The sequence below is a fragment of the Psychrobacter sp. Ps3 genome, assembly GCF_022129275.1.
GTDB lineage: Bacteria > Pseudomonadota > Gammaproteobacteria > Pseudomonadales > Moraxellaceae > Psychrobacter > Psychrobacter submarinus.
The window spans coordinates 21,215-47,759 of record NZ_JADQAL010000013.1 but is presented as its reverse complement, the minus strand read 5'-3'; the positions used below and the strand labels follow the sequence as shown (position 1 = coordinate 47,759).

General features: G+C 40.7%; 19 protein-coding genes. All 19 read right to left on the bottom strand.

What is annotated here, in order from left to right; genetic code table 11:
• Positions 1-79: 79 nt before the first annotated feature.
• Positions 80-1,879: an ABC transporter ATP-binding protein gene (locus I3248_RS05995; protein WP_238062942.1), complete on the bottom strand. Its 1,800-nt coding sequence runs from the start codon at positions 1,877-1,879 to the stop codon at positions 80-82.
• Positions 1,873-2,928, bottom strand: coding sequence for an NAD-dependent epimerase/dehydratase family protein (locus tag I3248_RS05990; RefSeq protein ID WP_238062941.1), 1,056 nt, complete (start codon positions 2,926-2,928; stop codon positions 1,873-1,875). Before I3248_RS05990 ends, I3248_RS05995 begins: the two co-directional genes overlap by 7 nt.
• Before the next feature lie 45 nt (positions 2,929-2,973).
• The gene (tviB, locus tag I3248_RS05985) at positions 2,974-4,251 is read right to left on the bottom strand and encodes a Vi polysaccharide biosynthesis UDP-N-acetylglucosamine C-6 dehydrogenase TviB (protein WP_238062940.1); all 1,278 of its coding nucleotides are present in this window, start codon (positions 4,249-4,251) and stop codon (positions 2,974-2,976) included.
• Between the two features lie 82 nt (positions 4,252-4,333).
• Positions 4,334-6,646, bottom strand: coding sequence for a GNVR domain-containing protein (locus I3248_RS05980; protein WP_238062939.1), 2,313 nt, complete (start codon positions 6,644-6,646; stop codon positions 4,334-4,336).
• A 201-nt stretch (positions 6,647-6,847) separates the two neighbouring features.
• The gene (locus I3248_RS05975; RefSeq protein ID WP_238062938.1) at positions 6,848-7,921 is read right to left on the bottom strand and encodes a polysaccharide biosynthesis/export family protein; all 1,074 of its coding nucleotides are present in this window, start codon (positions 7,919-7,921) and stop codon (positions 6,848-6,850) included.
• A gap of 531 nt (positions 7,922-8,452) precedes the next feature.
• The gene (locus I3248_RS05970) at positions 8,453-9,904 is read right to left on the bottom strand and encodes a capsule assembly Wzi family protein (protein WP_238062937.1); all 1,452 of its coding nucleotides are present in this window, start codon (positions 9,902-9,904) and stop codon (positions 8,453-8,455) included.
• A gap of 58 nt (positions 9,905-9,962) precedes the next feature.
• Entirely contained in the window at positions 9,963-11,168 is a 1,206-nt protein-coding gene (locus I3248_RS05965; RefSeq protein WP_238062936.1) for a DegT/DnrJ/EryC1/StrS aminotransferase family protein, read from the bottom strand.
• A 58-nt stretch (positions 11,169-11,226) separates the two neighbouring features.
• The gene (locus I3248_RS05960; RefSeq protein ID WP_238062935.1) at positions 11,227-11,880 is read right to left on the bottom strand and encodes a NeuD/PglB/VioB family sugar acetyltransferase; all 654 of its coding nucleotides are present in this window, start codon (positions 11,878-11,880) and stop codon (positions 11,227-11,229) included.
• A gap of 11 nt (positions 11,881-11,891) precedes the next feature.
• Complete coding sequence (locus tag I3248_RS05955; RefSeq protein WP_269117149.1) at positions 11,892-12,485, bottom strand: sugar transferase; 594 nt, start codon at positions 12,483-12,485, stop codon at positions 11,892-11,894.
• Positions 12,486-12,492: 7 nt separating this feature from the next.
• Positions 12,493-13,629 carry a glycosyltransferase gene (locus tag I3248_RS05950; RefSeq protein ID WP_238062934.1) on the bottom strand — a complete coding sequence of 379 codons (1,137 nt, stop codon included), beginning with the start codon at positions 13,627-13,629 and terminating at the stop codon, positions 12,493-12,495.
• 1 nt (position 13,630) lies between these two features.
• Positions 13,631-14,548: a glycosyltransferase family 2 protein gene (locus I3248_RS05945; RefSeq protein WP_238062933.1), complete on the bottom strand. Its 918-nt coding sequence runs from the start codon at positions 14,546-14,548 to the stop codon at positions 13,631-13,633.
• A 253-nt stretch (positions 14,549-14,801) separates the two neighbouring features.
• Positions 14,802-15,860 (bottom strand): glycosyltransferase, encoded by a 1,059-nt coding sequence (locus I3248_RS05940; protein WP_238062932.1) that lies wholly within the window; start codon positions 15,858-15,860, stop codon positions 14,802-14,804.
• Complete coding sequence (locus I3248_RS05935; RefSeq protein WP_238062931.1) at positions 15,857-17,284, bottom strand: O-antigen polymerase; 1,428 nt, start codon at positions 17,282-17,284, stop codon at positions 15,857-15,859. The genes I3248_RS05940 and I3248_RS05935 overlap by 4 nt, the downstream gene beginning before the upstream one ends.
• Before the next feature lie 243 nt (positions 17,285-17,527).
• Positions 17,528-18,394 carry a glycosyltransferase family A protein gene (locus I3248_RS05930; RefSeq protein ID WP_238062930.1) on the bottom strand — a complete coding sequence of 289 codons (867 nt, stop codon included), beginning with the start codon at positions 18,392-18,394 and terminating at the stop codon, positions 17,528-17,530.
• Positions 18,395-18,440: 46 nt separating this feature from the next.
• Complete coding sequence (locus I3248_RS05925; protein ID WP_238062929.1) at positions 18,441-19,877, bottom strand: lipopolysaccharide biosynthesis protein; 1,437 nt, start codon at positions 19,875-19,877, stop codon at positions 18,441-18,443.
• A gap of 42 nt (positions 19,878-19,919) precedes the next feature.
• Positions 19,920-20,942 carry an NAD-dependent epimerase/dehydratase family protein gene (locus I3248_RS05920; RefSeq protein WP_238062928.1) on the bottom strand — a complete coding sequence of 341 codons (1,023 nt, stop codon included), beginning with the start codon at positions 20,940-20,942 and terminating at the stop codon, positions 19,920-19,922.
• A 30-nt stretch (positions 20,943-20,972) separates the two neighbouring features.
• Positions 20,973-22,250: a Vi polysaccharide biosynthesis UDP-N-acetylglucosamine C-6 dehydrogenase TviB gene (gene tviB / locus I3248_RS05915; RefSeq protein WP_238062927.1), complete on the bottom strand. Its 1,278-nt coding sequence runs from the start codon at positions 22,248-22,250 to the stop codon at positions 20,973-20,975.
• A gap of 9 nt (positions 22,251-22,259) precedes the next feature.
• Entirely contained in the window at positions 22,260-24,269 is a 2,010-nt protein-coding gene (locus I3248_RS05910; protein WP_238062926.1) for a nucleoside-diphosphate sugar epimerase/dehydratase, read from the bottom strand.
• Between the two features lie 59 nt (positions 24,270-24,328).
• The gene (locus tag I3248_RS05905) at positions 24,329-26,533 is read right to left on the bottom strand and encodes a polysaccharide biosynthesis tyrosine autokinase (RefSeq protein WP_238062925.1); all 2,205 of its coding nucleotides are present in this window, start codon (positions 26,531-26,533) and stop codon (positions 24,329-24,331) included.
• Positions 26,534-26,545: the final 12 nt, after the last annotated feature.

Below are 26,545 nucleotides of genomic sequence, written 5' to 3'. Positions count from 1 at the left end.
CCTGTTATTTATATCCCTAAAATATGCGCTTAAGTAGCTGTGAGCATAACGTTAATCGCCAAATCTGCCATTAGTGTCATTAAGCGTGTTTCGCCATCTCCTTAAACTTTGAGTTGCGCACGACTAAATCTTGATAAGTTCCGCAGTCTACTATCTTCCCGTGCTCCATAAAGTAGATAAGATCGCACTTCTCTACCGTTTTTAGACGATGAGCAATCATAATGATGGTTTTTTTGCCACTGAACTCGTGGATAGCGTCCATCACTATCTTTTCAGTGATACCATCTAACGCACTCGTAGCTTCATCGAAGACGAGCACTTGGGCCTCATGATAAAGTGCACGTGCAATCCCAATACGTTGACGCTGGCCCCCTGAGAGCTTTACCCCGCGCTCGCCTACTTTGGTATTGATACCCTCGGGTAATTGGTTGACCAATTCGCTGAGATTGGCAAGCGTCAATGCTTTATTGACTTGCTCTAGGCTGATATCTTTTGCCGGCACGCCAAAAGCGATGTTTTCGGCGATAGTGCCTTCGCTTAAAAAAATACTCTGTGGTACGAAGCCTAGTAAGTTTTGCCAAGCTCGCTTGTTATTGGCGGTAATACGAATGTCATCAACATATAAACTGCCGTGCTGCGGAGTCAGTAGGCCAAGCAATAAATCAATCAAAGTCGACTTGCCAGAGCCGGAAGAACCGACCAAACCTATCACACTATTGGCAGGGATATTCATACTAACGCCGTCTACTGCTGGTATCTCTTTGCCGGGATAACTAAATTCTATCTGTTGCAAAACAATGCTTTTGTGCAGACTAATCGGTATTGTTGACGGATTCTCATTAAGAGGTTTTTGCTTATCAAAGGAGCGCTCTAAGTCCTTTTTTACTGCCTCAAAAGCGGCAACATTACCTTTTATAGTAGAAACACTGGCATAGATCTGCTGTAGAGCTGGCAAAAGCTTAAAAGCGGCTAGCGCATACACCGCTAAAATAGGTAGCACTTCTCCTAAATTACCTGAGTGCAGTTTGATCAACACTAGTACTAATGAGATCATCGCCCCGAAAGCGATGAGCTCTACAAAGTACCGCGGTACTTGACTGATGGCGATATTGGTCCCTTGTGCGCGAGCAAAGACTTTGCCACTGTCATGAAAACGCTCAATAAAATCATGGCTACGGTTGAGCAGTAATACATCCTTAATACCACCAAAGCCTTCGTTCATCAGCCGAAACCGCTGGGTCGATACATTAGAGAGCTTCTGACCATTGCTCACTAACTTTTTGCGCACCAACCTATAGAGCAAAAAGTACGCTAACGAAAATATGAACAAGCCTAGAATGGCAATAAGTGGCTCATAGATTACAATACCGATAGAGATAAATAGCGCCAAAACCAGCTTGGCATTCATCCTCACTAGCGGCTGTATGATGCCATTACTGATTCGCGCCGCTTCGGTAGAGACTTGCTTGGTCAGCTGGGCGCTGCTGCCGCTGGCATGAAACTGCCAGCTTTGCTGCATGTAATAAGTATAGAGGCGATCAGCAAGCTCTGTGCCTATACGAGCGCCAAAGATAGACAGTTTCCAAATCGTAAACATAGAAACCAGTGTAGAAAATGTCAGCATAACTAACACAAACACACCGGTATAAAATAAGAAATCCATGGGATCATGGAGACCGGAGAGTTGGTATAGCTGGGCAAAAACGCCATTGCTCTCAAGTATGCTCATATCACCAACTAAAGCCATAAAAGGTGCGATAGAGGCAATGCCTAGCAGCTCGGTAAACGCCATGACGACGACTAAGACTTGCAAGACATAAAAATGCTTTAGCTGCTCATCGGTCAGCAAAGCAAAGAGCTGCTTGATGATAGTCAACATAATTTATCCAACTCTAAGCGGTTTTGTAAAAAACCAACGTACCAAGGCATGGCTTTTTTAATACCAGCAACGATCTCAAACTGCGGCTCATAGCCCAAGGCATTTTTAATCTTACTGATATCTGCCTGACTATGGCGCACATCACCTGCTCGAAAGTCCCGATAAACAGGCGCTTGGCGATAGCTCACACCGTTCATAGCGAGATTATCTTTTAAGGCTGTGAATAAAGTATTCAGCGTCGTACGGCCACCAACTGCGACGTTATAGACTTGATTCTTTGCCTCTTCACTTGCCATTGCGGCCAGAATATTGGCTTGCACTGCATTTTCAATAAAATTGAAATCACGGCTAGTATCGCCATCACCATTGATGAACACCTTATCACCTGCGATCATCGCTGCTGTCCATTTAGGAATCACCGCGGCATATGCGCCATCAGGCGCTTGGCGTTTGCCAAAAATATTGAAGTAACGCAGACCAATCGTCTTAAAGCCGTAAGTACTGGCAAACACGTCCGCATAGAGCTCATTGACATATTTAGTGACCGCATAGGGCGATAATGGCTTACCGATAGCGTCCTCGACTTTTGGCAGTGCCGGATGATCGCCATAGGTTGAGCTGCTAGCGGCATAGGTAAAGCTTAGAACATTAGCATCTCGCGCTGCCACTAGCATATTTAAAAAGCCTGAGATATTAGTCTCATTCGTGGCGATAGGGTTCGCAATAGAGCGCGGTACCGAGCCTAGTGCCGCTTGATGCAACACATAATCAACGCCTGCGCATGCCTGCTCACAGTCCGCTAACTCACGTATATCACCTTCTATAAAAGTAAAGCCTTGCCACTGCTCAGCACTGACTAAACCTTGCACTTCATCAAGATTATGCTGGAATCCAGTAGCGAAATTATCTAAGCCTACTACTTTTTGATTTAGTAACAATAGCTCTTCTAGTAAATTAGAGCCAATGAACCCCGCTACCCCAGTAATCAGCCAAGTTTTGGGAGAGGCTACTAATGAAGCTTTGACTTTTTCGTACGCTATTGCGGTCATATACTCTTCTCTTATCATGTTTTTTTAGGTTATGTACTTATAGCGTTATAGACGAATATCAGTGTCTTCTTTTGCAAAGACATACTTCAAGTCATAGAGCACATGGTCAGCTTTACCAAAGCTTCTAATGTGCTCAGCCCCCATATCAACGAACTCACTATGAGCCACTGCTAGGATAATACCATCGTAGCCGTTAGTTATAGGCTGCTCAACAGGGGTAATCTGATATTCACTCTCAGCTTCTGCTCTATCTATCCAAGGATCATAGACATCCACTTCGATATTGTATTCTTCAAGCTCATGGACGATATCGATCACTTTGGTATTGCGCACGTCTGGGCAGTTCTCTTTGAAGCTTAATCCTAAAACCAAGACTTTCGCTCCTTCTACTTGAATGCGCTTTTTAATCATGATTTTGACTAATTGGGTCACTACATACTCACCCATGCTATCGTTTAGACGCCGGCCTGCTAATATGATCTCTGGGTTATGGCCGATAGCTTGCGCCTTGTGCGTTAAATAGTAAGGATCGACACCGATGCAGTGTCCGCCAACGAGGCCTGGACGAAAAGGTAAAAAGTTCCATTTAGTACCCGCCGCTTTTAATACAGCTTCGGTATCGATACCCATTTTATTGAAGATAACCGCTAGCTCATTAATCAGCGCGATATTGACGTCGCGCTGTGTGTTTTCAATCACTTTGGCGGCTTCTGCAACCTTGATACTTACCGCTTTATGCGTGCCGGCGGTAATGATTAATTTATAAACCTCATCTATAAAGTCGGCGACCTCAGGGGTTGAGCCTGCAGTCACCTTTAAGATATTTGTCACGCGGTGCTCTTTATCACCCGGATTGATGCGCTCAGGACTGTAGCCTGCGTAGAAATCCTGATTAAAGGTGAGTCCAGAGACTTTCTCTAACACCGGAATACATACCTCTTCTGTCGCGCCTGGATAAACCGTTGACTCATAGACCACGATATCGTCTTTTTTTAGTAAGCCAGCGATTGCTTTTGACGCTTTGATCAGTGGCGTTAGATCAGGCTGTTTAGAATTATCGATAGGCGTAGGCACAGTGACAATAAAGAAGTTGCAGTCTTTGAGCTCTTCGATATTTGAGCTATAGCGTAAATTTATCGCTTGCGCTAACTCAACATCGCTAACTTCTAGCGTATGGTCCGTACCGCTATTGAGCGCAGCGATACGCGCAGCGTTGATATCAAAACCTACTACTGAGTGCTGTTTACCAAACTCAACTGCCAGTGGTAGTCCAACATACCCCAAACCAATAACAGCAATTTTTAGATTATTTATATTTTTCATAAAGTCCTATCACCTAATCGTTGTTGAAGCGTTTGATAAATCAGCTATATGGTCACTACCCTCGTGACAACACTGGCGCGTATTATCGATTACTGCCATAGGCATAGCTGTAGTGATAGCTATACTTGCCCATTAGCCCCTGTTTTACATCGTTAAGGACAATGCCATCTATATGAATATTAGACTCTTGCATTTGCTTGACGGCATACGTGAGCTGTCTTTCCATTGAGCTATCATAGCGAGCCACCATCAGTACTTGATCAGCATACTGAGCGAGTAGCATGGCATCTGAAGCGGCTAATACTGGGGGTGAGTCGATAATGATATAGTCGTATCGAGATTTTAGTTCGGTGAATAAGGCATCGAACCTTTCGCTAATCAGGAGCGAGGCCGGATTATTGGGATGCTTGCCGCGCGGTATCAAGTCGATATATTCGATACCACTATAATGGATAACGTTATCGATATCCAGATCAGCAGCCGGCTGCGTTGTTTGCCTATCGGCAGTTTGAATATCGGAAGTTTGCATATCAGTACGCTGGACATCAGTGATAGGCTTGAGTGGTTCTGTCCCTTGCTCAAAAGATAGATAATCTGCCAAACCCTCATACTGACTCAGACCAAAGACATGGTGCAGCTCACCCATACGCATATCGGCATCTATGAGCAGCACTCTTTTATTTAGTTTAGCGAATATTTCAGCTAAATTAGCGGAGATGAACGACTTACCAACTTCTGGGCTTTCACCAGTGATTAAAAACACTTTAGCATTTTGGCTCTCTGGTACGGTTGTTGGCGTATTTAAGATAAGTTTTGTTCGCAGGCTTTTAATGGCTTCATAGCTCAGGCTATTATTATCGATATGTGCAAGCATGCGAGGCGCCGCGTTTTTATTCGAGCTAAGCCTAGATAGTGGCGTAGAGCGAGGAATGGTAGCAATAACCGGTATCCCTGTCTTAGACTCGATACGCTCAGGGTCTTTGACGACGTTTCTGATCAGATGCATAATAAAGACTAATAGAGCACCTATTAATGCACCAGACAAAGTCGCCAGCACCATGATAAGCTGCTTTTTCGGCGTGATGGTTCTATTGGTATTGATAGGTAGATCGATGATACGAGCATCACTCACTTCGCCTGCTTTAACGATTTTTAATTGCTCGTAGTTTTTGAGAATTGTTAGATAAATCTCTCGATTAATTCTGACATCTTCTGATAGCGTCAAAAACTCTCTTTGTACTTCTGGTAGCCTGTTAATCGTATTGTCGATCTCTTGCTGTCTGGCATTCAACACTCGTAGTTGGTCGTTTATTTGCACGACTAGTGGATGCTCATTCGTGTAGTAAGTGGTAAGCTCTGCTTTTCTAAGCTTCAGCTCACTGATTTGTGAATCAATTCCAGCATTCTCACTGAGTAGCATTGACGCTTCTTGTGCCACATCAATGGTGCCCGATTTTTCACGAAAATCGTTGAATATCGCTTCTGAGGCTTCAAGGTTTTGTTTTAGCTCTGGAATTTGTTTTTCCATAAACTCGATAGTCTTGATGGTTTGTTCTGAGCTTCGAGTTTGGTTCTGAGTAATATAAGAGCGTACGACTTGCTCTAAGGTTAGGCTAGCCTGCTCTTGATTTAGGCCGGATAAAGACAGCTCGATAATACCCGTTTGATTGCCTCTTTCTTCTACGGTTAAGGCACTATTGATCGAGTCTGTGGTGATTTGCAGCGATTGTTTGGTGATGTTTATAGGGTGATCACCAGAGGGCAAATCATTAACCGTAATCTCGATAAAGCCCTGATTGCTTTTAAAACGATACGCTTGATTAAGGCCGCCTTTAAATTGCTCACTGCCATTACTCAAACTAAAGCCAGTGTCCGTTCTAGATAACATAAAAGGTTGATCTAACAGGTCTTTGGGCACTGTAAATTGGCTTACTTGTACCAAGCCGTCAGCGGTCTCAAGGGTGACGCCGTCAGCGGTATTCATTTGCACACTGGTATGGTTGCTCAATATTCTATCTAGCTGACTCACTGACGGGTCGCTCAACTTAATATCTAAATGTAGTAACTCAACCACAGGCTCTAACACCATGCGCGATCTTATCAGCTCGATTTGTGCCTGAACTGAACTATCATCAGGTGGCAACAGCTCGGCTATATTTGACCCTAGACCAGATACGTTTGTTGTGGTCTCATCAATCTGAATGAGCGCATCTGATTTATAAGTAGGGTTTTCGTAGCGGATATATAACATCCCTATGAGCAGACCCAATATTGCAAACAGCGCTATCAGCTTCCAGCCGCGCAATAATACTAAAAACAGACCTAGTAGCTCATTATCTTTACCCGTATCTCTAGGGGCGCTGTGTCTAGATAACTCTTTTGAATGATTATTCATAACTATATCTTCATCAGTTAGTATTAGTCGTTCAGCTTAGTGCGTTAGCTGAGTGCCCAAGGTACGCTTATCTTTGCTAATTGCTAATTGCTATCCGCACCGTATTATTAACCTCATAAGGATTGGTACTGTCTTTGTCAGTTGGCCCGTCCCACAGCCCTGCTACAGCTCACGCGGCTACCCCTTCTCACCCTCTTCTACCTAAAAGCCTGAAAGCGTGTTGATTGCAGATGTCGATGGTAATAAAGCACTGATGACTCGGTTCCAACGCGTTAGACCTGTCGGATCAACATAGAGAATGTCATTGGCTTGCATCTCGAAACGATTGGCTAGTGCTAAACCGGTGATGGTTTTCATGTCAGCATAATAGATATGAGTATAGTTGTACTGTTGATTATCACGGACGATGTATACCCTTGCCGCGTCAGCTGTAAATGAATTAAGACCATTCGACTCACCTAGTACATGCGCTAAGCTCAGCCCTTGCTCAGGTATAGCAACTGGTGCCACGCGGCCAAACTCGCCCAATACATAGACCCTATTACGGTCTTGACTATTGACATGGATGGAGTCGCCGTTTTGTATGTAGACTTGGTTGGCGGATAAGCCGAGCTGCCGGAGCGACTGTAGTCCTAAGTTGTAGTTTTTACCGCGGCGATTTAAGACGATATTATTTGAATCACCTTCGGTAGTAGCGCCTCCTGCCATAGACAAAGCACTGTATAAAGTGACTGGTACATCAGCAATAGGATATTCGCCAGACTTCGCAACTTCACCATCGATAAAGAATTTGCTACCTAGATAGTTAACCATTTTGACTTGCGGATCTGAGTATTTAAGATAGCGTTGTAACCGGCTTTGCAATGTGGCAGTGAACTGCGGCACACTCATACCGCTTGCTTTGAGGCGGCCTATCAATGGAAACTGAATAAAGCCTTGCTGATCTACGGTCAGACTCGAGGTTGATTCACTGATGTTGGGATAGTTAGTAAGAGCAATACTCATAACATCGCCTGCTTTAATCCGATAGCTTATTGGCGCTGAGGTTTTGATTAAACGAGATAAATTATTATCGAGTACGGGTACCTGTTTGGCTGGCAAATTAGCTATAGTCAATGGCTCCACGTGAAAGGTCATACCATTTTCTGCTACAAAAGCACCGCTAGGTGGCAAACTGCCCACTTGCAGTCCCGAGTTAATACTGGTACAACCGGATATAGTACCTAAGACCAATAAGCACATTATCGTTAAGCGCTGGAAAAGATGAATACGCATAATGAGACCTTTATTAACTGAGCTATGCCAAACCTAAAAACAGTTTCATTGCCATTCAGAGCAGCTATGTTTATGGCATTATCTGTCACCCTCTAGCAATCTGCTGTTACCCGCTTAACAAAACAATTATATATAAATAGTTGAATATATATATCTAATTATAGTTATATAGTATTTATCTGAAAAATACAACAAAACTTCATTATTAATTTAGAGATATGTAAAGGTAGTCAAAACTTCTAAATAGCTAGGCTAGGTTTTTAACTTACAGAAAGTAGTTATACGCCTGGTTGAAATAGAGGCCTATACATGGTCAATAACTGCTAAGCTACTAGCAAGTATGGGGTTTAGCTTGTGAATATTATTGACTGTCGTAATAATCGCTGAGATAGCATTATAGTCAGGCACAGAAAAGCGGCCACTGATATGATATCAATGGCCGCTCTTTTATGTTATCTAGTGATAATGACATAAGCGCTAGAGCAAACAATGTCCACACTTATAAAGCTTCTGTTCTATAAAAGCTCTTATTTAATAAGTCGCAAGCTCAATACCGACACCAACACCGACATCGGTTGACTCTACATCTGAATCTACTGCCCATAGTCTTGTGCTGACTTTGGTTAGCGGCTGCAGCTGGTGCTCCCATGCAACATCGACAGCGGTGAGTTTATCCGTCGTTGGATAGGCTTGGTTAATCGCTTCATCGGCTTGGTTTACCTTCGCATGCTGCAGCTTGGCATTGATAAAGTTACGCTCATCAAGCCATAATCTACCGCCTACAGAGATGCTCTCAGCATCACCACCAAGCGCATAGCCTAACGGATAGCCCTGCTGATAGTAGCCGTCAGTGTAAGTGCTATGGTCATATGAAATCCCTCTGACCTCACCGCTGGTACGCGTATCGGTATATTCAGCATAAAGCTGATAGGGCTTACCGTAGGCAGATGAAGCATAGTCAGCACCGGCCAGATACATATTTTTGGCAGGTAGGCCGCCCGCTTCGTCTTCACCAATATACTGACCGTAGACGCTAGCCGGAACATCAATCAGTGAGGCGAGCTTGAGTTTGGCATCAAAGCCGCCTAATTGGTTGGCTGGATCGCCACCATCACGACCACCATTATCTTTGGTACCTAATATGGCATCACCAAAGGAGCTTAAACTTTCAGGTCGACCCTCGCCGCCCCACATAAAACTACGTGAAGCGCCGACTTCTAACCAAGGCAATGGGCTAGCGGTTAGACGCGCGCCAAATAGCTTAGCGTCAGGAACCGCATCATAATCATCAAGCTGACCGGCAAACAGCTGATATTGCCAAGGTCCGACCCAGTTTAGATACTTATAATCAGGCGCAGTTTGCTGATCACGCTGCATAGTAAAGCCGGTCACCGGGATGCTAGCATCACCGCGAATCAGGCTACCGTCATGCCCAGGACCCCACCAAGTCGGAATCTTACCAGCGACTAGCCATTGATTAGCAGCCATACCCGCCAGATAAGACCCCTCAAAGCTAACATCAGAGTCATCATCGATCAGCTCGTCATTCTTGACATTAGCCTGCAGATTGAACTCCCAATTGGCTTCGCTCAACCCTACCGAGCCACTAAGCTGTTGTCCGGCGAGCTTATCCTCGCCAAAGCTCTGGGGCAGCTGCTGACGATCGGTCTGTATAGAGAGCTCGCCAGTCGCTTTAACTAAGGACTCACGGTCTTTATTAAGACGGGTTTGGATAGACTGCACGACTTGCCGCTGCACAGGCGTAGTTAACTGGGCGCCCAATAGTCCGCGTTCAATCTCATTAGCCGTCAACGGCCAAGTGCTGGTACTGATCTGAGTGACGCCTTGAGTGTTGAGCCAGTCGATATCAGCCTTTAAGCGCAAGTCATTCATATAGAGGTTTTGCGCAGTAGCGGTTGTGGCTAGCATAGAAGACATTGTTACGATACTGGCAGTTAATGCCGTCATTAACTTTTTATTCATAAGGGTCTGCTTTTATAACAAGGTATGATAAATAATAGCTTAATAATACAGATTATACTTAAACAGCATCAGCCATTTTGGTAAATACTTGTTCGATAGCTTGCACAGTTTGTTCAATCTCTGACTCAGTCAAAGTTGGATGTACTAAGAACATGAGACTCGTCTCACCCAATTGTTTTGCGATTGGTAAAGGTTCTGCTGGCCGCAGACCAGTATTATCAAAGGCTTTTTCACGGTAGACTTCAGAAGCGGAGCCGGAGAAGCAAGGCACTTTTAATGCATTAATCTCCGCGATAATACGATCTCGCGACCACCCTGCTGGCAAGTTCTCTGGCTGTACATATACATATAGTTTGTAATAGGCATGTGTACAATCAGCAAACTCTGGCGTTTGCTCTAGTCTAGGTACAGACAAATAGCCTTTCTCCTGCCACCTTTCACAAGCATCAAGGATAGCATGGGCATTGGCCGTGCGCTTAGCGGTCCAATCCTGCATACGCTGTAGCTGGATACGCCCGATCACCGCTTGCATCTCAGTCATACGCCAATTGGTACCGAAGCTTTCATGCAACCAGCGATAGCCGGGTGGATGCTGTGTCTCATAAACCGCAGCGTAGCTTTTGCCATGGTCTTTATACGCCCACATTTTGCGCCATAATTGCTCATCATTAGTGGTGACCATACCGCCTTCACCACCGGTGGTCATGATTTTGTCTTGGCAAAAGCTCCACGCACCGATATGGCCGATACTCCCCACGCTACGACCCTTATAAGTTGCACCATGCGCCTGCGCGCAGTCTTCAATCACGTATAGATTGTGCTTATCTGCCAGTGCCATAATGCCGTCCATATCGCACGGCCAGCCAGCCAAATGCACACAAACGATGGCTTTAGTTTTGTCCGTCAGTACCGCTTCGATCGTCTCAGGAGTGATATTGCCCGTAGCTGCATCCACTTCGACAAAGACAGGCGTCGCGCCAGCATTGACGACTGATGAGATACTGGCGATAAAGGTGCGCGGCGTCACGATGACTTCATCACCTTCGCCAATCTCTAACGCTTGTAAGGCTACATCTAATGCTAACGTACCATTACCCATAGCAATAGCGTAGTCGCTGTCTGCCCAAGCGGCAAACTCTTTTTCAAACTCGCGCCCCTCTATGCCGGTCCAATAGTTTACCTTATTAGATAATAGGACTTGACTGACAGCATCGGCTTCTCGCTGGGTGAAGCTTGGCCAAGGTGAAAAGGGAGTGTTTAGCATAAGGTTCTCAATTTTTTATAATAAGTCGTAAGACTTATAGTGTACTGGTTTTTGCAAGTTATTTACTTAAAGGTCGTGCTGGATTACCTACTACTATGGCTCCGGCTGGCACGTCTTTGGTTACTACGGCACCCATACCGACGATAGCGCCTTTACCAATAATTAATGGCTTATCAGGTGTGCCTTGTTTGATAACTGCTCCTGTGCCGATATAGGCATGGTCGTGAATATGAATATTGCCGTTGCAGCTGACTCGCGGGGCAAAGGTCACATAGTCGCCGATGATGCAGTCATGTGAGATGTAACTATAGGTATTGGCATGAAAAAACTTACCAATCTTAATATTTATCTTTAGGCAAACATGGCTACATAAAATACTACCTTCTGAGATTTCTACCGTATTCTCATCTAAAACGACAACAGTCTTAGAACTCACTGCGATATTTCTTATATTATCTGCAGCTAATCTATTAGATAAAAGCTCACGTACCTGACTATTGGCTATAGCGATAGTTGCTTTTTTATCAATAGATGGATGTTCCAAGAAATCGCAGTATGTTAATACTTTATGACCATTCAATTCTGTCGAGTCACTATTATCGTCAATAAAAACAAAGTTGCTAATATCTAAGTCAGGATATTGTAATTTTAATAATGGCATGATTTGTCTACCAAATCCACTTGCCCCATATACACCTAATAATTGGCTCATATTTAAATCTTCTATTTATTACCAGTAAACTTGCTCATTGTCACATCTTCACTAGCATTTATATCGTCTTTGACTAATACCTTTTTGACGGTTTTGAACAGTATCTTAATATCTAGCCATAGCGATTGATTATCCACATACCAAAGGTCAAGCGCAAACTTTTCATCCCAACCAATAGCATTGCGCCCATTGACCTGTGCATAGCCTGTAATACCAGGGCGCACGTGATGGCGGCGTTTTTGCTCATCATTGTATAGTGGCAAATACTCCATCAGTAAGGGACGCGGGCCAACCAAGCTCATATCACCTTTAATCACATTCCATAACTCTGGCAATTCGTCGAGGCTAGTATTACGCAGCATTTTACCAAATGGAGTCAGACGATCCTTATTTGGTAGTAAGTTACCTTCTGAGTCTCTACAATCTGTCATGGTTCGAAATTTTACCATGTCAAACGGATTTCCATTCAGTCCGGGGCGTGTCTGACGGAATAGCACTGGCGAGCCTAAATTTTTCTTTACCTTATATCCAGTGATAACATATACAGGAGATAATACCGCCATTGCGGTTGTAGCAGCTGTTATATCAAATAGACGTTTTATCATATTTTACTCAATTTATATTTGCTAGATAAAATTTCAAATAACTATCCCACACTTCTTCTTGATCGAAATTTTCAACAACCCAATCTCTTGCACCAGAATACTTTTGCTCGAAATCATCATCATATACTGATTCAGTAATAGCCTGCGAAACCGCCGATATGTCTTGAAAATTGAATCGCTGACCACTAATACCATCATTTACGCTGTCTTTAACACCAACTACGTCGTATGCAAAAGTTGGTATTCCACAACTCGCAGCTTCAACAGCAACATTGCCGAAACCTTCTCGATGACTTAAAAACAAGTGCAGATCGGAGCATTGAAAAATCTCATAAACTCTTGGTGTATGAGGCAAATAGTACCCCTGATGTCGCTCAGTTATTTCTTTCACAATCTCTCTTGCCTTATCATCTTCAAAACTACCTACAAAAACGAATTTAAGGCGTTTATCTTTCAGTTTTTCTGCTAGTAACTTTATGTCTCTTATACCTTTATCAATACATATCCTACCTACAACACAAATCAAAAAACTTTCCCGAGGCAGACCTAACTCAGCTCTCAGTCTAAATTTTTCATCTGAATTTACTGGATGAAATACAGATGTGTTTACTCCATTAAAAGACCCCTGCTTAATAACCTTACCAGTTTTATTATCAAGGATTTTGTCATCAATATAATTTTGGAGTAATGATTTTGAAACAAATACAACTTTATTAGAGAGAAAAAAGCTTAGTTGGTCAAAGCTTTGAAAAATTAGTTTCTTTAAACCTGTAAAATTTTCATATACCCTGCCATGTACTACTGCAATCTTTTTGCTCTTTAAACTGAAAGCCCCGGCAATGCTACCCAGTAATAGAGCCTTAGGTGTTGAATATACTATAAGATCAAAATAATCAGACCTCAGATAACGTATAAGGAAAATTAACGATCTAGCATCTTGAATTGGAGATGGCTTGCGTTGGAATTTTGCATTAATAACCTTACCTACTCCACGCTTCCTTAATAGTTCTAATTCTTTATTACTACCACCACTAATTAAAGTAATATCAAGGTCAAAGTGATCTCTAAAGTACTCTAGTTGACCACGACATAAAACATTAAATGAAATAGCATCAGTAACTATGAAGCATATTTTCTTAGTCAATTTAATTATCTCCATTTAAATCGGCAACAGGAATATCAATACTTTTTATATATTCAATTTCATCTTCAATACGTTTTTTCTCTGACTTAGAAACTGACGTTGCATTACGACGATTACGAGCTACTTTGATAGCAGCATCTGGAAAGAATCTAACTAAAAACGTTTTTACTAAATTATTAACAAGAGCTTTTGATTTAAGCTTTAAATCAAAATTATTTTTTGCATCCGCAATTATAGTATGGCGCCCCATTTTATACGCAAGTAATAGTTGATTTTGCGTAACGTTGCCGTCTTCACGATAATAATAAAGTGGCTCTGGGATAAACGCTACATTTAAATCATTCTTAGAGTATGAACGTACCCACAGATTTGTATCTTGAGATTTAAGCATGCTCTCTTTGTAAGGGTTACGTTTAAACCATTCACGACGGCCCAATAAGGAGGCATGGACGATACCTGAATTACCAGATAAAAGCCTTTTACTGGTTATCGTGTGCTCGGAAGTGATACATCGAATACCTAAAGCTTCATTTTCATTATTTAAAGAGCACAGCCCCGTTGAAATTAAATCTATACTTGAATTAGCGTTTAATAGTTTAATCTGCTTTTCTAAGCGTACAGGAGACATTAGATCATCTGCATCCATACGCGCAATCAAATCGTACTTGGCAAGCCCAGTTAACTGGTTAAGACGGGCAGCCAATCGACGATTTTTACCATCTGAATAGACGATAACTCTAGGATCATTTATCGATCGCGCTATTTCTAATGAGCGATCTGTAGAACCATCATCAATTAAGATAAGTTCCCAACTTTTATGAGTTTGTGCAAATACGGAGCGTACTGCATCTAGTAAAGTAGATTCAGCATTATAAAATGGGATACATATAGAAATAGGTGTTTGTTTCTCATTAATCATATAAGCACCAATTATATATTATATAGATATTCAGAATTTCTATGATGATATATCATATAAAAAATTCTGAAATACTAGATTATAAATTTAGCAAAACTAACAGACGGCTTTAATTTGAAAATTCTGTAAAGTCAGAAAACAAGACATGAATTAGCTTTCAACCTTTATTGTTAATATACTTTTAAAACCCATCAAATTGTCATATCCAAGTAAACTTTGCCGTTATAAAACATCATTCCTAGTACAGTTATTTTTAGTCTAAGATAAAATCCAAATATGCTTTGCAAATTTTATCTTTGCTTAACCGCTGGCGATAATTGCTAAAATCACTTACGAACTCTTCGCGCAGCAGTGGCGATTGCATAAGTAATCGCAGCTTTTGTTCGAATAATAACTGGTTGTCTTGCTCGATTAAAAAACCATTTTTACCATCATCAATCATTTCCGATGGACCGGCTGTACAATCATAAGCTATGACCGGCAGAGGGGCTGCAATGGCTTCACTCAGTACATTTGGGAAACCTTCTGACTTTGAAGTAAAAGCAAAAATTTTGGCTCTATATAAGTATTGATCGATGTCATTAATAACCCCTTTTAGATGTACTCTATTTTGCACGCCCATTTCTGCAATTTTTATTTCAAGGTTATCCTTTTCAGGACCGTCTCCAAGTATAAAAAGCTTCCATTCACACTTATCATCTGCTTTCACAAAAATATCGATTAATTCATCAAAGTGTTTACTACTTACTAAGCGACCAACTGAAATAATTATATCTTCTTTCTCAATTTCATCTCTTTCTTCAAAATCCTTTAACGGGTTGGGGATAGCAACTACATTTTTATTTAGTTTTTTGCTAATAGCATCTCTCTTAGAAAGGTCAGTTTGTACTATCAAGCCAGAAGCTAATGGATAGACTTTTTTAGCAATAGCTTTATTAGCATAGGAGTAGATCCTATCTGGGCTACTTCGATTGGAGATATAGCACTTATTCCCTGTTATACGTGCTGCAATAATAGACAAAGGATTAAAGACTTCACTGAATGACAAAAATGAAGTTGGCGATATAAGGCGTAATTGTTTACACAAAAACAATAGCACCTGTAGCTTTCCAGATATTCCACCACGGTATTTTGTTCTTGGTGCAATAACCTGAACTCTGCTGTCTAGCTCATATACTGTCTCACCATTTATCAAACATATAATATAAACTTTTATTCCTTCTCTTACCATATAGTTGGCAAATATTGATAGAACTCGTTCCATGCCACCTTTCTGCATTGACGGTGTTACTAAGCAGATACTTTTATTCATTTAAACTTCCTCAAACCTGATTGAGTTATTCTTAAAAGCCAGTATAGTGTGAGCATATAAAATATTGGCATTAAAGGATATAAAAGCATACCTCGATTGATACTTAGTGCATTGACCACTAAGCCTGCATAGACGATTATAAAGCTTACTTTAACATGCTTACCGAAATGCTCCGTTGCAAAGCTATAACGCGCACAAACTAAACCGAATAAGAAAAACACTACTGGGATACCGAAAACTCCAAAGTTAACATATACATCAGCTACTACTTCACTACCTGCACCCCATGTAGGATTTGTTCCTATAAGTATATATGTAAAATAGTGAGTTGTAGTGGTTTGATATTTTGGTATTTCTAAAAGATCTGTAAAAAGTTGTGTAACACCAGGAATAGGTAAGGCTGATGAGAAATTAATAACAAAGCTTTTCCCATATAAGTAAGGATAGCGCGTTGGCACATTATCTAGTGCAGCAAATAAAATCTTATTAGAGCCAGCAAGTTCGGCGCTTGGAATAATAATCTCATCTGAAGAAATTAAAGCCGTATACCCCCTCTCTATAATCCCTTGAGATCCGATATTCTCTGCAATTCTGGTTCTACCTAAACCTAAAATTGTCATCAATAAAGCAGCAATAACCATGGAAACAACTACTGTTTTAAAGCTAAACGGTTTTACATAAACTCCATACAATGTGAAAAACAGCAATACAACACTGATTACCGGTCCTCTGTCACCAACAGATAAAAACATGAGTACAAAAAACAGTAAACTCGCAACATATATTTTATTCGTCGTGAGACTTTTTATGGCATGCTTAATACTTGTCTTTTTTTCAAGCGACAACACAAAGTATATAGTTCTAAGATAAATTGAAAATGTTAACAATAGATAAAAATAACCTGCACCCGCCCCCCAACTTCGTCCTCCATCATAAATTCCTGAAAAAAGAGCACTTCCCGCTACAACTATAAATAGAGCAAAGGAAACTACAATAACTTTGTCAATCATAGGTGAAATACGATCAACAAAAACATTATTCCGTTCAACTTTGCTCAATAGGTAATATTTTTTTTCAGAGACTAAAGTAGTCCCCATAAACCAAAAAATAATAGCAAGTAGACTAAGCCAAGTTGCGTAATTTACGACTTCTATATTTACCCAAGGATGCGGAATGACTTGGTCATCTAAACCTATTGAATATAATAATGAAGACTGAAAGTGAACTATAAAGTATCCAATTAAAAACACTAAATCAAAACGTAGCCAATTCTTGATGTATCTTCTTCTCTTTAAAAAGTAAGAAAGTATTAATATTAAGAAAATTATAGAAAAACTTATATTTAAGAAAGGATCAAAGTTCTCGTGTGTGTTTGGCATAAGCAAAACGACAAAAAAAAGCAGGCAAATATAAAATAGCAACACAATTATTAAATCCTTAATCTAATAAAAATACCTTATAAAAGCTATTTTTGATACTTTCATTAGGTCTAACCTACTAAAATCAATTAATAAAATACGTCTTTATATCGAAATAAATTTCTAGCTCAACGACTAAAATAACTGATATGAAATTCAATTTAAGAGCTATAACTTAATTCCACTATATATGGTCTTATTAATATGTATTACACTATACACTGGCATATAGTTTAAACATTTTCATGATCAAAAGTTGAGCATTTTTTGTTTTAATCTTTTTTTGAGATGACTAAATATATATATAGTTACTTCTATATAACTAAGTTGAGAATGCTTATTTTTCAACTTAATAAAGCAATTAAAATCCAATGCACGACAATAATCATATAATCTAGCTAAAATTAGGTGTTTATAATAAATCTTCTCATCAGATACTGGTAAATCATCTAAATTAAAGTGATAAACATGAGTTTTTTCAACCTTCCTGTTTAAAGATGTTCGATTCTCTGCATCTTTTCTATATGTAGCGGTTGTAGCTGAGCTTTTTACAATCCCCCATTCTCTTGCCAATCTGGCCCACAACTCTAGGTCTTCTCCGTTTGTTAGAACTGTGTTAAAACCACCTACTTTAGAAAAACAATATTTATTAACTACTACTATACTTGTCCATATAATGTTCTCCTTTAATGCTTCTTGAAAATATTTTTCTATTTTAAAAATAGGCGTTTGACGTTTGTGTTTGAACATGACTCTGCCATCAGAGTATTCAAATGATGTAACATAAATCTTTTCGTCTGGAAACAAAGCCATCATTTTATTAATTTCTTCGAGATGATTAACTTCCCATAAGTCGTCAGCATCTAAGAATGCTATCCAGTCATAACTGGCTTCTTTTATGCCACGATTACGTGCTGCTGATACGCCTTGATTTTTTTGTTGTATTAAACGAATTCTATTATCTTTAATACTTTTAACCATTTTGACGCTATTATCGGTAGAGCCGTCGTTTACAACGACTATTTCGAAATCTTGACAAGTTTGATTAAGCACACTTTTTATTGTGTTTTTTATACTTAGTTCTTTATTGTATAATGGTATAACGACAGTAAACATATCAATTCAACACTCTTACGTAAGTATAGTTAAAAATAAAATATCACTAATTTTTATGTATAATTGATTTTAATGTTTGATATAAGTTTTTATCAAAAGCAAATATTACTAATAGATATAAAATTATGAATGTAGTAGAAAATAAAGATGCTATTAAGAAGTCGTGTTTTAAATATGACTGAGAATAAAACTTAATAGGATAAAGCATTAAAAACACAAAGCCACCTATAACGAATAAGTGATAAATATCTTTTATTTGCTCTTTTATTGAATATAAAATAAGTCTACCACTATAATGCATATCAATTATTACAGTTATATAGAAGAATACAGTGGATGCTATAACGAGACCTATTACTTGAAAAGGCAAACCTATCAAAATAGCAATTACACCTAAAGATTTTTTTGCAATCTCTAGCTTTAAAAACAAGTCACTACGCCCTTTGACCTTTAGTATATTTAAATTGTATGAACTGACTGGCCTTACTATAGATGCTAGCGCCAAAATCTGAAAATAAAGTACTGCAGGTAACCATTTTTCACCGAATACAAACCTGAAACCCTCTTCTGCAACTAATATCAAGGATAGCATCACAGGTACAACGCATAGAAGTATGAGCTTCATAGTCGTCCGATAAACTGACTTTAAGGCCAAATCGTCGTTAACTTTTGAAAATAAAGGGTAAGTTACTTTCCCAACTACAGAACTGATTTGGTTAACTGGGAAAAGACGCATTGTCTCTGCGTGATTAAAAAAACCAACCGCTGCAGGAGAGAAAAATCTACCTATAACAATTCGGTAAGCATCATTATAAATTGTATTTAATAAGGATGATAAAGTTAGCTTATATCCAAATTGAAAATGATATTTAAAACGGTTTTTATCAAATACCAGAGAAGGGCGCCAATCAACAAATAACCAATACTGAACTGTAAATGCAATAGCTCGTATTAAATTCAACCACACTAGACTCCATACACCATAACCTTTATACGCCATAGTCACCCCAACTATAGCTGAGATTATAGTAGCAGGAATTTCCAACTTCATTTGCAGCTTAAAATTCATTTCTTTAGTAAGCTTGGCAACGTGTACTGCTACTAAAGCTTGAATGACGAACGTTAAAGCGAAAAGACGTACTATATCTGTAAGTATATTTTGATTGTAAAAATCGGCAATATGAGGTGCAGAAAAATACACTACCCCATATATTATAAAACTCACTATAATATTAGTTACGAAGACTGTAGAATAATCCAATTGATCAGGGTTTTTAGTACGAATTAGTGAGCTTGTCATACCTCCATCCATAAGAGCTCGGCCTATGGATATGAAAATAATGACCATGGCTATAAGTCCAAACATCTCAGGCATCAACAGTCTTGCTAATATGACTTGAACTACGAAATTGATAATTTGCACACTAAACTGTTGTACAAAGTTCCACTTAACTCCAGATATCGCTTGTTTTTTAAGACTCATTATAATTCACTATTTATTTAAAATATCAGATCTAAATTATAATTATCCTAAAAACTCAACATACCAGGGCATCGCTTTCTCAATCCCTTGAATAATATCAAATTGTGGCTCATAGTCTAATGCATTCTGTATTTTAGTAATATCAGCCTGACTATGACGCACATCCCCCTCACGGAAGTCTCTATACACAGCATCTTGCGTGTAGTTAACTCCGTTAGCACCTAAATGCTCTTTAAGTGCTAAGAACAATGTATTGAGGGTAGTACGACCGCCCACAGCGACATTGTATACTTGGTTCTTGGCTTCTTCATTAGCAGTCGCTGCCAAAATATTAGCTTGTACCGCATTTTCAATAAAATTAAAGTCGCGACTGGTATCACCATCACCATTAATAAATACTTCATCACCTGCGATCATAGCAGCCGTCCATTTCGGAATCACCGCCGCATAGGCACCATCTGGTGTTTGACGCTTACCAAAGATATTGAAATACCGCAGACCGATCGTCTTAAAGCCATAAGTACGTGAGAATACATCTGCATATAACTCATTGACATATTTAGTCACCGCATACGGAGATAAAGGATTACCGATATTTTCTTCAACCTTAGGCAGCGCCGGATGATCACCGTATGTTGAGCTACTAGCAGCATAAGTAAAGCTAGCTACATTAGCATCACGAGCGGCTACCAACATATTTAAAAAGCCTGAAATATTAGTATTATTGGTGGCGATAGGATCAGCGATAGAGCGCGGTACTGAGCCTAGCGCTGCTTGGTGCAGCACGTAATCAACGCCTTGACAGGCTTTCGAGCAATCAGTTAACTGACGAATATCACCCTCTATAAAAGTAAAGCTTTCCCACTGCTCAGCGCTTACTAAACTTTTTACTTCATCTAAATTATGCTGAAAACCTGTGGCAAAATTATCCAAGCCTACGACGGTTTGGTTAAGCTTTAGTAAGGTTTCAAGCAAATTTGAACCAATAAACCCAGCAACACCTGTAATCAGCCATGTTTTTTTATCAGTTAACAGTTCTTGTTTGACTTGTTCATACTTTGACATAATGCTTTCCAATCTTGATGTATGGATAATTTATAGACGAATATCAGTGTCATCTTTGGCAAACAGATACTTCAGATCATACAAGACATGGTTATCACGACCTAGCTCTCGGATGGCAGAGACGCCCATTTGCGCAAACTCTTTGTGCGCAACCGCTAGAATAATGCCGTCGTATTGATTATTACTTGGTTTAGATATTGGTGCTATGCCATACTCATGCTCAGCTTCGCTCGCATCTACCCAAGGGTCATAGACATCAACGTCGATATTGTATTCTTGCAGTTCATGTACGATATCAATAACTTTGGTATTACGTACATCTGGGCAATTTTCTTTAAAGCTTAGACCTAGAATTAGTACCTTTGCGCCCTCTACCTGAATACGCTTTTTGATCATAGTCTTGACCAATTGCGTCACCACATACTCACCCATGCTGTCATTCAAGCGACGTCCTGCTAAGATGATCTCTGGGTTATAGCCGATAGCTTGTGCTTTATGGGTGAGATAGTACGGGTCAACACCGATGCAGTGACCACCGACGAGGCCTGGACGAAACGGTAAGAAGTTCCACTTGGTACCTGCCGCTTCTAAGACTGCTTGAGTATCGATACCCATTTTATTAAAAATAACAGCTAACTCATTAATTAAGGCAATATTGACATCTCTTTGGGTATTTTCAATCACCTTTGCCGCTTCCGCTACTTTGATACTTGCTGCTTTATGCGTGCCAGCAGTGATGATTAAGTTATAAACCTCATCAACTAAGTCGGCTACTTCAGGGGTAGAACCAGCTGTTACTTTTAGGATATTAGTCACGCGGTGCTCTTTATCACCAGGGTTAATACGCTCTGGGCTGTAGCCTGCATAGAAGTCTTGGTTAAAGCTCAATCCTGACACTTTCTCCAACACAGGAATACACACTTCTTCTGTGGCGCCAGGGTAAACGGTCGATTCATAAACCACAATGTCATCTTTTTTAAGTAGACTACCGATGGCTTCTGAGGCTTTGATTAAAGGGGTCAGATCGGGTTGTTTATAATCATCGATAGGCGTAGGTACAGTCACTATAAAGAAATTACAGTCTCTAAGCGTCTGAATATCTGAGCTATAACTCAAATGCGTAGCTTGCGCTAACTCTTCATCGCTCACTTCCAGCGTGTGGTCCGTTCCCGCAGTCAGAGCTGAAATACGTTCAGCGTTGATATCAAAGCCTACTACTGAACGATGCTTACCAAACTCAACTGCCAAGGGTAGTCCGACGTAACCAAGGCCAATTACTGCTATTTTAATGTCATTAATATTTATCATAGTGAATGGTTAACTAACCTCTTTAATAGTCTTATTTTCATTAAACGCTAACTCTTCAGCAGGAGTACCATCTTGATAACCCGCGACAAAATAGCGAAACTCTTGTTTAAGCCAATCAACATCATAGTTCTGCGCTCTTTGCGCAAGCTCGTTCAATGTCTTTTCTATATCCGCCAAAGGGAAGCTAGATTCCATCGCCTGCATGATCAACGGATGGTCGGTATCTTCCACATTGTCCTCACCGATGATCAGCTCCTCATAGAGCTTTTCGCCTGAGCGCAGTCCGGTATAGGTAATCTCGATATCGCCATAGGGATGGGCTTCGTCTTTTACTTCAAAGCCGCTTAATTGGATCATACGCTTTGCTAGATCAACGATTTTTACCGGAGCGCCCATATCGAGGACAAACACTTCGCCACCTTTTGCCATTGCCCCTGCTTGAATCACTAAGTTTGCCGCTTCAGGGATCGTCATAAAGTAACGTGTGACATCTGGATGAGTCACGGTTATCGGCTTACCTTGCGCGATCTGCTTAGTAAATACCGGCACGACTGAGCCTGAGGAGCCGAGTACATTACCGAAGCGCACCATACTGATGAGGGTATAATTATTATTGGGATTGTTCTTTTGGCTAAGCGCCTGACAGACTAGCTCTGCTAGACGCTTCGTCGCACCCATAACATTAGTCGGTCTTACCGCTTTATCAGTGGATATCAGGACAAAAGTCTCGACCTTAGCCTCGATTGCAGCGCGGGCACAGTGATACGTGCCCTTACTGTTATTTATCGCACCTTCAAAAGGGTTATGCTCGACGATAGGCACATGCTTGTAGGCAGCGGCGTGATAGACGGTCTGGATTTGATAGCGTTTGAGTACGCGTAGTAGATTGGCTTCATTAGTGACATTACCGATGATGGCGATGACTTCAATGCCTTGATAGATGTCTTTGCTAGCCACTCTAGCGATCAGCTCTTGATGGATACTATAGAGCGCAAACTCAGATAGCTCGTAGAGTACCAAAACTTTAGGCTTATTTATAATGATTTGCCGGCATAGCTCGCTACCGATAGAGCCGCCAGCACCAGTGACAAGTACGCATTTATCAGTAATGTTATATCGTAATAAGCGCTCATCAGGCTCGACCGTCTGACGATCTAGTACATCTAAGATATCGACTTTGCGCATACTACTGACAGTGACTTTACCATCGACTATCTCTTCTAGGCTTGGTAGCTCTTTAATTTTAATCGAGATGCCTTCTAGCTTATCGATGATCTGCCGCTTGCTAGCACGGCTAATAGAAGGAATAGCTAAGAACACTTGCGAGATATCGAGCTTAGATACGACCCTCACTAGCTCATCGGCACCATAGATGCGCTTGCCTAACACATAAGCACCAGTAAGCTGAACATCATCGTCAACAAAAGCCACGACATTATACTTATGAGAGTTCCTAAGGCCTTCTAACAGCTCTTTACCTGCCTCACCTGCACCATAAATAAGTACATTATCAGATTCATCATTGAGCTGACGCTGCGGCCGCTGACCTTGCCAACGTGCAAGTAGCTCGCGAATAGTTAAACGACTATTCCAAAGCCAAATAAAGAATAGAAAGAGGTATAGAATAGGTACGGCACGCGGCATACCGGGTATTAAATCAAGATAAAGTACTCCTTGTGCGATGACAATCAACAGCAAAAATAGCTGTAGCACTTTACCCATGGCTGAATCAAAGAAACTACGGGCAACACCTTTATAAAAACCTATAAGGTATAAACCAATCACCGGAACTAAAGCATACAAACATAGCGCAACTGGGCTAATATGATTGCCCATATAACCGTAGCGTGCTGCAATAGCGAAATATAAGCATACCGCTGACATCATAAAATCAGCCGTCATCAAGATAGCTTGCTTAGCGCTGCGCGGTAGCGCTAGTAGATACTCAGCAACCCGTTGCGACCAACTAGTCACTTCTTGGTGCTGCTGAGTGCTAGTAGGCTTGGATTCTATCGACATAATGGACAACTATTCTATTTATACTTTATAGGCTTAGTTAAATATTCACAAAACCATAGTTAGCTATTATTACCATAGGCATAGCTATAGTGATAACTATATTTACTCATCAAGCCCTGTTGTACATCATTAAGGACAATACCATCGACTTGAATACCAGCTTTATGCATCTGCTTGATTGCATAAGTGACTTGCCCTTCTATCGACTGATCATAGCGTGTGACCATTAGTACTCTATCCGCGTAATGCGACATAACCATCGCGTCTGAAGCGGCTAAGATAGGCGGCGAATCGATAACAACATAATCGTAGTGCTCATTGAGCTCGGTCATCATCTGCTCAAACTTATCACCTGAGAGCAAGGATGATGGGTTCTTAGGATGCTGTCCACGCGGCATAAAGTCGATATTATCTATAGAGGTCGGATGTATAACCGTAGCTAACTCAATGTGCCGCGCTAAATAATCCCCTAAGCCATTGTCAGGCGTCATATCGAACATTCTATGCAGCTCACCTAAGCGCATATCCGCATCTATGATCAACACCTTTTTATCGAGCTGTGAGAATACTTCAGTTAAGTTAGCAGAGATAAATGACTTCCCTACCCCTGGGCTCTCACCAGTAATTAAGACGACTTTAGCACGTTCACCGACTTTGCCGACTACTGGCATACCGAACATTAAGTTCGTTCTTAAGCTCTTTATCGCCTCGTAGCTCAGGCTATCGTTATCGGCATGGGCCAATAGACGATTTTGTGATTTCTTATTCTTTCGTAGTCTGGTTAACAGTGGCGAGCGCGGAACCGTAGCAATTACTGGTACACCGGTCTTAGCTTCAAGACGCTCAGGATCTTTAACCACGTTTCGTAATAAGTTTTTAAGCAGCACTAACATAGCTCCTAGCATGCCACCTAATAACAGCGCTAAGATCATGATTTGTAGCTTTTTAGGGGCGATAGCGTCAAAGGTGTTAATAGGCAAGTCAATAATACGTGCAAAGCCTGTTTGACCTGCTTTGGCTATTTGTAGCTGTTGATAGTTCTTAAGTAGATTTAAATAGATTTCTCTATTTATCTCGGTATCTTGTGATAGTTTTAAGAACTCACGCTGCACTTCTGGTAGGCCGGTAATGGTATTATCAATTTTTTGCTTGCGAGCATTCAATACCGCTATTTGCTCATTGATTTGAATAACTAATGGATGCTCGTCAGTGTAATACGTTGTTAGATCTGCTTTTTTTAGCTTAAGCTCACTGAGCTGTGTGTCAATTTGAGAGTTTTCTGCTAATAAAATCTCTGCTTCTTGGCTGACATCGATGGTACCGTACTTAGTTCGAAACTCATTGAATTCTGCCTCAGAGTCTTCTAGTTTCTTTCTCAATACCGGAATTTGAGTCTCCATAAACTCAAGCGTTCTAGTGGTATCTTCAGTGCCACGAGACTGGTTTTGACCCACATAAGATAAGACGATTTCTTTTAAGATAAGACTGGTCTGTTGCTGGTTATTACCTGTCATGGACAGTTCAATAATACCAGTCTGTTTACCCTTTTCAACTACCGATAGCGCGCTATTTATTGTATTGGTAGTCTTTTGTAATGATTGTTTAGTCAGACTAATAGCATGACTATCAGCAGGTAAATCGTTTACCGTAATCTGGATCTGGCCATCCGCCCCTTTGAACTGATGAGGTTGGTTAAGCTGACCTTTGAACTCATCAAGCTCATTGCTAAGCGTAAAACCCGTTTCAGAGCGAGTGAGAGTAAATGGCTGATTTAGATAGCCTTGCGAGACATTGAATTGACTGATACTGGCTTGGCCGTCTGTCGTAGTTAGGGACACTCCTTCTGGCGTATGTATAGCGGTATTTGTACGGTCATTGACGATTCTATCTAAAGCGCCTACTTCAGGATCAGCTAAGCGGATACGTAGATGTAGCGAGTTAATCACAGGCTCTAGCACCATTCGAGAACGGATCAATTCAGCTTCCGCCTGCGCTTTGCTGTCTTCAGCACCGATAAGCTCTGAGATATCGCCGCCAAGCGCTGATATTCCTGATGACTTTTCATCGATCTGTATTAAAGCTTCAGATTTATAGGTCGGATTGACATAGCGACTATATAAGATACCAATCAATAGTCCCAATATGGCAAAAAACAGTATAGTCTTCCAACCACGCAATAACGCTAATAGTAGCGCCATTAGGTCGATTTCATCGTCTTCTTTTTCGACAGCCGTTTTGGCACTATTTTGTGAATCTATAGTCATAACTTTGGGTTC

Coding starts and splice junctions, on each gene's coding strand:
- I3248_RS05995 (WP_238062942.1), bottom strand. CDS start 1,879: ATGTTGACTATCATCAAGCAGCTCTTTGCTTTGCTGACCGATGAGCAG.
- I3248_RS05975 (WP_238062938.1), bottom strand. CDS start 7,921: ATGCGTATTCATCTTTTCCAGCGCTTAACGATAATGTGCTTATTGGTC.
- I3248_RS05990 (WP_238062941.1), bottom strand. CDS start 2,928: ATGACCGCAATAGCGTACGAAAAAGTCAAAGCTTCATTAGTAGCCTCT.
- tviB (WP_238062927.1), bottom strand. CDS start 22,250: ATGATAAATATTAATGACATTAAAATAGCAGTAATTGGCCTTGGTTAC.
- tviB (WP_238062940.1), bottom strand. CDS start 4,251: ATGAAAAATATAAATAATCTAAAAATTGCTGTTATTGGTTTGGGGTAT.
- I3248_RS05905 (WP_238062925.1), bottom strand. CDS start 26,533: ATGACTATAGATTCACAAAATAGTGCCAAAACGGCTGTCGAAAAAGAA.
- I3248_RS05940 (WP_238062932.1), bottom strand. CDS start 15,860: ATGAATAAAAGTATCTGCTTAGTAACACCGTCAATGCAGAAAGGTGGC.
- I3248_RS05965 (WP_238062936.1), bottom strand. CDS start 11,168: ATGCTAAACACTCCCTTTTCACCTTGGCCAAGCTTCACCCAGCGAGAA.
- I3248_RS05955 (WP_269117149.1), bottom strand. CDS start 12,485: ATGATAAAACGTCTATTTGATATAACAGCTGCTACAACCGCAATGGCG.
- I3248_RS05930 (WP_238062930.1), bottom strand. CDS start 18,394: ATGTTTACTGTCGTTATACCATTATACAATAAAGAACTAAGTATAAAA.
- I3248_RS05945 (WP_238062933.1), bottom strand. CDS start 14,548: ATGATTAATGAGAAACAAACACCTATTTCTATATGTATCCCATTTTAT.
- I3248_RS05920 (WP_238062928.1), bottom strand. CDS start 20,942: ATGTCAAAGTATGAACAAGTCAAACAAGAACTGTTAACTGATAAAAAA.
- I3248_RS05970 (WP_238062937.1), bottom strand. CDS start 9,904: ATGAATAAAAAGTTAATGACGGCATTAACTGCCAGTATCGTAACAATG.
- I3248_RS05910 (WP_238062926.1), bottom strand. CDS start 24,269: ATGTCGATAGAATCCAAGCCTACTAGCACTCAGCAGCACCAAGAAGTG.
- I3248_RS05925 (WP_238062929.1), bottom strand. CDS start 19,877: ATGAGTCTTAAAAAACAAGCGATATCTGGAGTTAAGTGGAACTTTGTA.
- I3248_RS05960 (WP_238062935.1), bottom strand. CDS start 11,880: ATGAGCCAATTATTAGGTGTATATGGGGCAAGTGGATTTGGTAGACAA.
- I3248_RS05980 (WP_238062939.1), bottom strand. CDS start 6,646: ATGAATAATCATTCAAAAGAGTTATCTAGACACAGCGCCCCTAGAGAT.